Raw genomic sequence first — 339 nt, 5'->3', positions numbered from 1 at the left:
CCGCGCGAGGCGCGCGCCAGCCGCGAGGTGATCGTGTCCAACGGCGCGATCGCGTCGCCGCAGCTGCTGCTGCGCTCGGGCGTCGGCAACGCCGACGAGCTGCGCGCATTGGGCATCAATCCGGTGATCGATCTCAAGGGCGTCGGCGAGAACCTGCAGGACCACCTCGAGATGTATTTGCAGTACGAGTGCACCAAGCCGGTGTCGCTGTACCCATCGCTGAAGTGGTGGAACAAGCCGGCGATCGGCATCGAGTGGTACCTGAACGGCACCGGCATCGGCGCCAGCAACCACTTCGAGGCCGGCGGCTTCATCCGCAGCAGCGACGAGTTCGCGTGG

1 protein-coding gene is annotated in these 339 nt (G+C 66.7%); it reads left to right on the top strand.

The window, feature by feature from the left end; all coding sequences use genetic code 11:
• On the top strand, positions 1-339 hold a 339-nt coding region (locus ACZ2IA_RS22875), incomplete at both ends, for a GMC family oxidoreductase N-terminal domain-containing protein (protein ID WP_470294886.1).

This window comes from Crenobacter sp. CS_VA4 (assembly GCF_055597485.1).
The sequence above is the reverse complement of the archived record's forward strand: the minus strand, read 5'-3'. Positions and strand labels throughout refer to the sequence as shown.